General features: G+C 68.4%; 9 protein-coding genes. 8 read left to right on the forward strand and 1 reads right to left on the reverse strand.

Annotated elements, in window-relative coordinates; translation table 11 throughout:
• Positions 1-31: 31 nt before the first annotated feature.
• Genes AC07SQ_RS26845 through AC07SQ_RS26860 form a run of 4 tightly spaced genes read left to right on the forward strand, consistent with a single transcriptional unit; the run spans position 32 to position 3,084 of the window.
• A complete protein-coding gene (locus AC07SQ_RS26845; protein ID WP_495271862.1) occupies positions 32-1,243 on the forward strand; it encodes an aspartate aminotransferase family protein in 1,212 nt (403 codons plus the stop codon).
• The gene (gene argF / locus AC07SQ_RS26850) at positions 1,240-2,175 is read left to right on the forward strand and encodes an ornithine carbamoyltransferase (RefSeq protein WP_139706507.1); all 936 of its coding nucleotides are present in this window, start codon (positions 1,240-1,242) and stop codon (positions 2,173-2,175) included. The genes AC07SQ_RS26845 and argF overlap by 4 nt, the downstream gene beginning before the upstream one ends.
• 34 nt (positions 2,176-2,209) lie before the next feature.
• On the forward strand, positions 2,210-2,770 hold the full coding sequence (locus AC07SQ_RS26855) for a DUF2867 domain-containing protein (protein WP_159275676.1): 561 nt from the start codon (positions 2,210-2,212) through the stop codon (positions 2,768-2,770).
• Entirely contained in the window at positions 2,767-3,084 is a 318-nt protein-coding gene (locus AC07SQ_RS26860) for a YkgJ family cysteine cluster protein (protein ID WP_495271863.1), read from the forward strand. The genes AC07SQ_RS26855 and AC07SQ_RS26860 overlap by 4 nt, the downstream gene beginning before the upstream one ends.
• Positions 3,085-3,088: 4 nt before the next feature.
• On the opposite strand, the gene AC07SQ_RS26865 is transcribed toward AC07SQ_RS26860, so the two are convergent.
• A complete protein-coding gene (locus AC07SQ_RS26865; RefSeq protein WP_492728299.1) occupies positions 3,089-3,565 on the reverse strand; it encodes an Lrp/AsnC family transcriptional regulator in 477 nt (158 codons plus the stop codon).
• 175 nt (positions 3,566-3,740) lie between these two features.
• Here AC07SQ_RS26865 and kynB point away from each other — a divergent pair, with 175 nt between their 5' ends.
• From kynB to AC07SQ_RS26885, 4 genes are all read left to right on the forward strand, one after another.
• On the forward strand, positions 3,741-4,385 hold the full coding sequence (gene kynB, locus AC07SQ_RS26870; protein WP_159273237.1) for an arylformamidase: 645 nt from the start codon (positions 3,741-3,743) through the stop codon (positions 4,383-4,385).
• A gap of 13 nt (positions 4,386-4,398) precedes the next feature.
• Complete coding sequence (gene kynU / locus AC07SQ_RS26875; RefSeq protein WP_495271864.1) at positions 4,399-5,679, forward strand: kynureninase; 1,281 nt, start codon at positions 4,399-4,401, stop codon at positions 5,677-5,679.
• Entirely contained in the window at positions 5,676-6,536 is an 861-nt protein-coding gene (gene kynA, locus AC07SQ_RS26880; RefSeq protein ID WP_095746431.1) for a tryptophan 2,3-dioxygenase, read from the forward strand. The genes kynU and kynA overlap by 4 nt, the downstream gene beginning before the upstream one ends.
• Before the next feature lie 94 nt (positions 6,537-6,630).
• Positions 6,631-7,884: an SMI1/KNR4 family protein gene (locus AC07SQ_RS26885; protein ID WP_495271865.1), complete on the forward strand. Its 1,254-nt coding sequence runs from the start codon at positions 6,631-6,633 to the stop codon at positions 7,882-7,884.
• Positions 7,885-8,122: the final 238 nt, after the last annotated feature.

Here is an 8,122-nt window from a genome sequence, read left to right on the forward strand (position 1 = left end):
TAGAATTCGTGTTCCCTATCTGGAGTACCGAATGAGCGCCACCGCCCAGCAACCCACCTCGCCCCACGTCATGAACACCTACGGTCGCCTGCCGATCGCGCTGTCGCACGGCCAGGGCTGCCGAGTCTGGGACACCACGGGCAAGGCCTACCTCGACGGCCTGGGCGGCATCGCCGTCAACACGCTGGGCCACAACCACCCCGAGTTGGTGCCCGCCCTGCAGGACCAGCTGACCAAGCTGATCCACAGCTCCAACTACTACCACGTGACCGGCCAGGAACAGCTCGCCACCAAGCTCACCGAGCTGTCGGGCCTGACCAACGCCTTCTTCTGCTGCACCGGCCTGGAAGCCAACGAAGCGGCCCTGAAGCTGGCCCGCAAGTACGGCCACGACAAGGGCATCGAGCGCCCCGAGATCGTCGTCTACGAAGCCGCCTTCCACGGCCGCAGCATCGCCACGCTGTCGGCCACCGGCAACCCCAAGGTGCAGGCCGGCTTCGGCCCGCTGGTCGAAGGCTTCATCCGCGTGCCGCTGAACGACATCGAGGCGCTGAAGAAGGCCACCGAAGGCAACCCCAACGTGGTCGCCGTGTTCTTCGAAACCATCCAGGGCGAAGGCGGCATCAACCCGATGCGCGTCGACTATCTGAAGCAAGTGCGCGCCCTGTGCGACGAGCGCGACTGGCTCATGATGATCGACGAAGTGCAGTGCGGCATGGGCCGCACCGGCAAGTGGTTCGCCCACCAGTGGGCGGGCATCAAGCCCGACGTGATGCCGCTGGCCAAGGGCCTGGGCTCGGGCGTGCCGATCGGCGCCGTCGTGGCCGGCCCCAAGGCCGCCAACATCTTCGGGCCGGGCAACCACGGCACCACCTTCGGCGGCAACCCGCTGGCCATGCGCGCCGGTGTGGAAACCATCCGCATCATGGAAGAGCACAAGCTGCTCGAGAACGCCGCCACCGTGGGCGCGCACCTGAAGGCCGCACTGGAGCGCGAAATCGGCAGCCTGCCCGGCGTCAAGGAGATCCGCGGCCAGGGCCTGATGCTGGGCATCGAGCTCGACCGTCCCTGCGGAGTGATCCTGAACCGCGCCTGCGACGCCGGCCTGCTGCTGAGCGTGACGGCCGACAAGGTGATCCGCCTCGTGCCGCCGCTCATCCTGAGCATTGCCGAAGCCGACGAGATCGTTGCGATCCTCGCGCCGATCGTCAAAACCTTCCTCTCGGAGCCTGTTGCGCAATGACGACCGCCGCCGCACCGAACGCCCTGCGCCACTACCTGCAGTTCTCGGACCTCACGGCCGATGAGTACGTCTACCTCTTCGATCGCATGGCGATCATCAAGAAGAAGTTCAAGACGTATGAAAAGCACCAGCCGCTGGTGGACCGCACGCTGGCCATGATCTTCGAGAAGGCCAGCACGCGCACCCGCGTGAGCTTCGAGGCCGGCATGTACCAGCTCGGCGGCAGCGTGGTGCACCTGACCACGGGCGACAGCCAGCTGGGCCGCGCCGAGCCCATCGAGGACAGCGCCAAGGTCATCAGCCGCATGGTCGACCTGGTGATGATTCGCACCTACGAGCAAACCAAGATCGACGCCTTCGCCGCGCACTCGCGCGTGCCCGTCATCAACGGCCTGACCAACGAGTTCCACCCCTGCCAGATCCTGGCGGACATCTTCACCTACATCGAGCACCGCGGCTCGATCCAGGGCAAGACGGTGGCGTGGGTCGGCGACGGCAACAACATGGCCAACACCTGGCTGCAGGCCGCCGAGATCCTGGGCTTCACCGTGCACGTGAGCACGCCCAGCGGCTACGAGGTGGACCAGTCGATCGCCGGCATCCGCTCGGGCGACAGCTACAAGGTCTTCCAGGACCCGATGGAAGCCTGCCGCGGCGCCGACCTCGTCACCACCGACGTGTGGACCAGCATGGGCTACGAAGCCGAGAACGAGGCGCGCCGCAAGGCCTTCGCCGACTGGTGCGTCGACGAGGACATGATGCGCATCGCCCAGACCGACGCCCTCTTCATGCACTGCCTGCCCGCGCACCGCGGCGAGGAAGTGCAGGCCGAGGTCATCGACGGCCCGCAGTCGGTCGTGTGGGACGAGGCCGAGAACCGCCTGCACGCGCAAAAAGCGCTGATGGAGTTCCTGCTGCTCGGCAGGCTCTGACAGACACCGAACCGCTGAACCACCCAGGCGCCGCATGGAGCTGATGAACCGCTACCTGCCGCGCTACCAGTTCGCGGAGACGCACAGCCTCCATGTGCCCGCGTCGCCCGCACGCGTGCTCGACGTGGCGGCCCGCCCCGAGATCACCGACGACCCCGTGGCGCGCAGCCTGATCGCGCTGCGCGAACTGCCGAACCGGTTGGCCAGCCGGCTCGGCCTGGCCGCCCCCACGCTGCGCCAGCGCGAGGCCTTCGGTTTTGCCGACTTCACGCCGCTGGGGCGCGACGGCGAGCGCGAACTGGCCTTCGGGCTGGCCGGCCGCTTCTGGCGCTTCGACTACGGCCTGGTCCCGCTGGCCGACGGCCCGGCCTTCGCCGCGCTCGATGCCACGGGCCTGGCCAAGCTGGTGCTCCACTTCACGGCCGAGCCCGAAGGCACAGGCACGCGCCTCACCACGCGCACCCGGGTCTGGTGCGGCGATGCCGCCGCGCAGCGCCGCTTCACCGCCTACTGGCTGCTGATCCGCCCCGCGAGCGGGCTGATCCGCCGCCGCATGCTGCAGCGCGTGCGTGACGCCGCGCTGCTCGCCTCATGAATCCCTGCCAGACCTGCGGCGCCTGCTGCGCCAGCTACCGCGTCGACTTCAGCGTGCACGAGCTCGACGACAACGGGGGCCGAGTGCCCTCGGGTCTGGCGGTCGACGTGAACGACGCCCTGTGCCGCATGCGCGGCACCGACCACACGCCGCCGCGTTGCGCCGCGCTCACCGGCAAGATCGGCCAGTCGGTCGCCTGCGGCATCTACGAATGGCGACCCAACCCCTGCCACGAGCTGCAGGCCGGCAGCGACGCCTGCCAGCGCGCGCGCCTGCGGCATGGGCTGCCCCTGCTGTCAGACGAGTTGCACTGACCGCTCAGGCTAGGGGCACCGGCAGACCACCGAGCTGCCCCTTGAACTCCTGCAGCGAGAAATGCGTCTGCACGTGCCGCACGCCCGGCAGGCGATGCAGCTTGCGCTGCAGCAGGTCGGAGTACGCATCGAGGTCCTTCGCGACCACCACGAGGATGAAATCCGCCGGCCCCGAGATGCCGTGGAACATCACCACCTCGGGAATCGCGCACACCGCGTCCTCGAAGGCACGCGACGAGATCTCGGTCTGGTGGTCGATGCCGACCATCACGAAGGCCAGCACGCCGAAGCCCAGCGCGCGCCGGTTCAGGCCCGCGTGGTAGCCGCCGATCACGCCGTCGTCCTCCAGCTTCTTCACCCGGCGCCAGCACGGCGACTGCGACAGGTGCGCCATCTGCGCCAGCTCGCCCGAGGTCAGGCGGGCGTTGTCCTGCAGCGCGCGCAGCAGCTGGAGGTCGGTTCGGTCGAGGTCGGCTTGCATGATTTGTTCTCCATTTCCTGTCGATTGAATAGATTATTCAATCTTTCAATGATTGATGGATAACTTCTCGACTTGAGGCAGCCACTGCGCATAGCATTCGGCACCCGCCGGCCCCTTGTGGACCGACACCAACCGGCCCACACTGCCCTTTTCTTCCTTCGCCCTGCCGCCCGCCATGACCGCCCCGCTCCGACTCTGGGACATCTCCGCCCCCGTGCACGCCGGCAGCCCGGTGTTCCCGGGCGACACGCCGTATTCGCAGCAGTGGTGCGCCACCATCGGCCCCGGCTGCCCGGTCAACGTGAGCGCGATCACGCTGTCGCCGCACGTGGGCACCCATGCCGACGCGCCGCTGCACTACGCCCCCGAGGGCCAGACCATCGGCCAGGTCGACCTCACGCCCTTCCTCGGCCCCTGCCGCGTGATCCACGCGATCGGCCGCGGCCCGCTGGTCACCTGGGAGCACATCGCGCATGCCGTGAACGACACGCTGCCCCCGCGCGTGCTCGTGCGCACCTACCCGGCCATGCCCGTCGACCGCTGGGACCCGCAGCTCGCGGCCTACGCGCCCGCCACCGTCGAGCGCCTGGCCGCCATGGGCGTGAAGCTCATCGGCATCGACACCGCCAGCATCGACCCGGCCGACAGCAAGACGCTCGACAGCCACCAGCGCATCCGCCACCTCGACCTGCGCGTGCTCGAGAACCTCGTGCTCGATGACGTGCCCGAGGGCGACTACGAACTCATCGCGCTGCCGCTCAAGCTGACAAGCGCCGATGCCTCCCCCGTGCGCGCCGTGCTGCGCGAACTTCCCCGCTGAAACCCTCCCTTCCATGACGACGACCCTCGCCGACTGCCGCGCCCTCGATGCGCAAGACCCGCTGCGCGCCCTGCGCGACCAATTCACCCTGCCCGAGGGCGTGCTCTACCTCGACGGCAACTCGCTCGGCGTACTGCCCAAGGCCGCGCCCGCGCGCATCGCCGACGTGGTGGCCAAGGAATGGGGCGAAGGCCTGATCCGCTCGTGGAACACCGCGAGCTGGTTCGATCTGCCGCAGCGCCTGGGCGACAAGGTGGCCCGCCTGATCGGCGCCGCGCCGGGCGAAGTGGTGTGCACCGACAGCACCTCCGTCAATCTCTACAAGGTGCTGTTCGCGGCGCTCTCGCAGCAGAAGGCGAGCGGCCGCAAGCTGGTGGTGAGCGAGCGCAGCAACTTCCCCACCGACCTGTACATCGCCGAATCGCTGTGCCGTGAACGCGGCTTCACGCTGAAGCTCATCGACGCGAGCGAACTGGCCACGGCACTGACCGACGAGGTCGCCGTGCTGATGCTCACGCACGTCAACTACCGCACCGGTGCCATGCACGACATGAAGGCCGTCACCGCCGCCGCGCACGCCGCGGGCGCGCTCACCGTGTGGGACCTGGCGCACAGCGCGGGCGCCGTGCCCGTGGCGCTCAACGACAGCAACGCCGACTACGCGATCGGCTGCGGCTACAAGTACCTCAACGGCGGCCCCGGCGCCCCGGCCTTCGCCTGGGTGAACACGAAGCACGCGGGCCAGTTCGAGCAGCCGCTGTCGGGCTGGTGGGGTCACGCGGCGCCCTTCGAGTTCACGCCGCACTACCGACCTGCCCCAGGCGTCGGCCGCTACCTGTGCGGCACGCAACCGGTCATCGCGCTGGCCGGCCTCGAGTGCGGTCTCGACACCGTGCTCGCCGCCGAAGCCTTCAACGGCACCGGCGGTGCGATGGCCGCGCTGCGCACCAAGTCGCTCGCGCTCACCGACCTGTTCATCCGCCTGGTCGAAGAACGCTGCGCCGGCCAGGGCCTGTCGCTCGTCACGCCGCGCGACCACGCACTGCGCGGCTCGCAGGTGTGCCTCAGCCGCGAGGAAGGCGCCTACGCCATCGTGCAGGCGCTGATCGCACGCGGCGTGATCGGCGACTACCGCGCCGGCGATTCGCAGATGCCCGATATCCTGCGCTTCGGTTTCACCCCGCTGTATGTCGGCTTCGAGGACGTGTGGCACTCGGTCGAACACCTCGTGCAGGTGCTCGAGACCGGCGAGTGGCGACGCGCCGAATTCAACCGCAAGAACGCAGTGACATGAGCACCGACAACGACAACAACAAGACCCCCGAGTCCATCGTCCACGAAGAGAAGGCGCAGCTGGACTTCAGCAAGTCCATGAGCTACGGCGACTACCTGCACCTCGACGAGATCCTGAACGCGCAGCACCCGCTGTCGCCCGCGCACGACGAGATGCTGTTCATCGTGCAGCACCAGACCAGTGAGCTCTGGATGAAGCTCATGCTGCACGAGCTGCACGCCGCCGTGCAGTGCATCGCGCAAGAGCGCCTGCCTGACGCCTTCAAGATGCTCGCGCGCGTGAGCCGCATCATGGAACAGCTGGTGAGCGCATGGACCGTGCTCTCCACCATGACGCCGCCCGAGTACACGGCCATGCGCCCCTACCTCGCCAACTCCAGCGGCTTCCAGAGCGCGCAGTACCGCTGCATCGAGTTCCTGCTCGGCAACAAGAACGCCGCCATGCTCAAGCCCCACGCCCACCGCGCCGACCTGCTCGCGCAGGTGGACGCGGCCTACCGCGCGCCCTCGCTGTACGACGAATCGCTGCGCCTGCTCGCGCGCCACGGCCTGCCCGTGCCCGCCGACCGCCTGGAGCGCGACTGGACCCAGCCCTACGAATCGAGCGACGGCGTCGAAGCCGCATGGCTCACGGTGTATCGCAATCCGCACGACCACTGGGACCTGTACCAGCTCGGCGAAAAACTCACCGACCTCGAAGACGCCTTCCGCCTCTGGCGCTTCCGCCACGTGACCACGGTCGAACGCGTGATCGGCTTCAAGCGCGGCACCGGCGGCACGGGCGGTGTGAGCTACCTGCGCAAGATGCTCGACGTGGTGCTGTTCCCCGAGATCTGGAAGTTGCGCACCGATCTGTAGCGCGACATGCGGGGGCTCGCGGTGGCCCCGGGCGAACGAGGGTTGCTCCCTCGGCGCAAAGCGCTACATTTTGGAGAACACGGAGGCTGCCGCCATGAACAACAACACCTCGTTCTCTGCCGAAGAGCTCTCCACCCTGCGCGAACATGGCGTCGTGCTGTTCGCCGACCGCGTGATCTTCGACGCGCAGCCGCCGATGCCGCAGCAGCAGATCGATGCGGTGCAGGCCCTGTGCGCCGGCCCGCTGCCCGAAGCGCTGGTCGCGCTGTGGCAGCACACGGCGGGCGGGCGCCTCGACTACGACCTGGCGTTGCCGATGAACGGCAATGTCGAGAGCGTCAGCTGGTCGGAGCTGTTCTGGGACGGGAGCGACGGCTACCGCGACCTGCAGGGCTGGATCGAACACGAACAGGAACTCGCCGAGGAAGGGGCCGAAGACAGCGGCACGCCCTGGAGCGGCAAGCTCACGCACCTGCCCTTCGGCGGCTTCGAGTACTGCGACCGCGTCTACGCGGTGGTCGAGCCCGGCGCCACGCACGGCCAGGTCATCGCGTGGAAGCAGGGCCTGCCGCCGGCCTGGACGCACGCGCTGCACGAGGACGGCCTGAGCCCCGTCGCGGCCGACCTGTACGGTGCCTTCGCGGCGCTGCATCTCGACGAAGACCCGCTGGCACCGACGGGCGACTACTTCTCGGGGCAGGCGCTGCTCGCCTACCTCGACGACCGCCACGAAGGCTACGGGCTGGACCTCGACCTGATGGACAAGCTGGTCACCTTCTATTGCCGCGCCATCGTCGACTGGCGCACCCCGCTTGCAGACGGCACGCTGCGCCATCACCCGGCGCTCGCACGCGCGGCACTGCGCCACGCGATTGCCACCGACGACGCTGCGCTGGTCGCCGAACTTGCCGCCGCAGGCCTGAACTTCGAAGGGCCGCATGAAGGCAGTGCACTCGCCACCGACGTGGCCGTGGGACACAGCGCCTTCGCCGCCGCGGCAGCGCTGGTGCGCGCAGGCGCGCCGGTGGCATCCGACGTGCTGCGCAACATCGACGGTCAGATCTCGCCCGAACTCACGAGCGCCCTGCTGGACAACGGCGCCGAGCCGACCGTGGCGGCCATCGTGAAGTGCGCAGCCTGCGGTGCGCCCGCCAGCGCGCACCTGATCGCCGACGCCTGCGCGCAGATCGGCATCGACGTGCCGCCGGCCTTCGTGGCGGATCGCGATGCGATGTTGGTCGAACTGGAAACCACCCTCGCGCAGATGCGCGATGGGACGCAGGGGCATTACCTGGGGCAGGAAGGTCTCGCGGAGCGCATCGAGCATCTGCAGACGTTCCGGCTCTGACTTTTTTCGGGGCGACGCTCACGCCGACGGGGCACCTTGCTCCGCGAATGTCCCTCGGGCTTCGCCCTCCTCCTTGATTTCGCTGCGCAAGGCACCCCATCGGCGTGAGCGTGATGCGCAGCGGTCGTTGATCGGCGAGCACCAGCAGCATGTCTTGTGCCCAGGACACTGGGTGCTTCCCGCAGCGAAATCAAGGAGGAGGGGCGAAGCCCCGGGGGACATTCGCGGAGGGAAGTAC

This window comes from Variovorax sp. GW821-FHT06D12 (assembly GCF_059419205.1).

Bases quoted from the DNA above. Each gene is read 5' to 3' on its own strand.
- AC07SQ_RS26845 (WP_495271862.1), top strand. From the start codon at position 32: ATGAGCGCCACCGCCCAGCAACCCACCTCGCCCCACGTCATGAACACC.
- argF (WP_139706507.1), top strand. From the start codon at position 1,240: ATGACGACCGCCGCCGCACCGAACGCCCTGCGCCACTACCTGCAGTTC.
- AC07SQ_RS26855 (WP_159275676.1), top strand. From the start codon at position 2,210: ATGGAGCTGATGAACCGCTACCTGCCGCGCTACCAGTTCGCGGAGACG.
- AC07SQ_RS26860 (WP_495271863.1), top strand. From the start codon at position 2,767: ATGAATCCCTGCCAGACCTGCGGCGCCTGCTGCGCCAGCTACCGCGTC.
- AC07SQ_RS26865 (WP_492728299.1), bottom strand. From the start codon at position 3,565: ATGCAAGCCGACCTCGACCGAACCGACCTCCAGCTGCTGCGCGCGCTG.
- kynB (WP_159273237.1), top strand. From the start codon at position 3,741: ATGACCGCCCCGCTCCGACTCTGGGACATCTCCGCCCCCGTGCACGCC.
- kynU (WP_495271864.1), top strand. From the start codon at position 4,399: ATGACGACGACCCTCGCCGACTGCCGCGCCCTCGATGCGCAAGACCCG.
- kynA (WP_095746431.1), top strand. From the start codon at position 5,676: ATGAGCACCGACAACGACAACAACAAGACCCCCGAGTCCATCGTCCAC.
- AC07SQ_RS26885 (WP_495271865.1), top strand. From the start codon at position 6,631: ATGAACAACAACACCTCGTTCTCTGCCGAAGAGCTCTCCACCCTGCGC.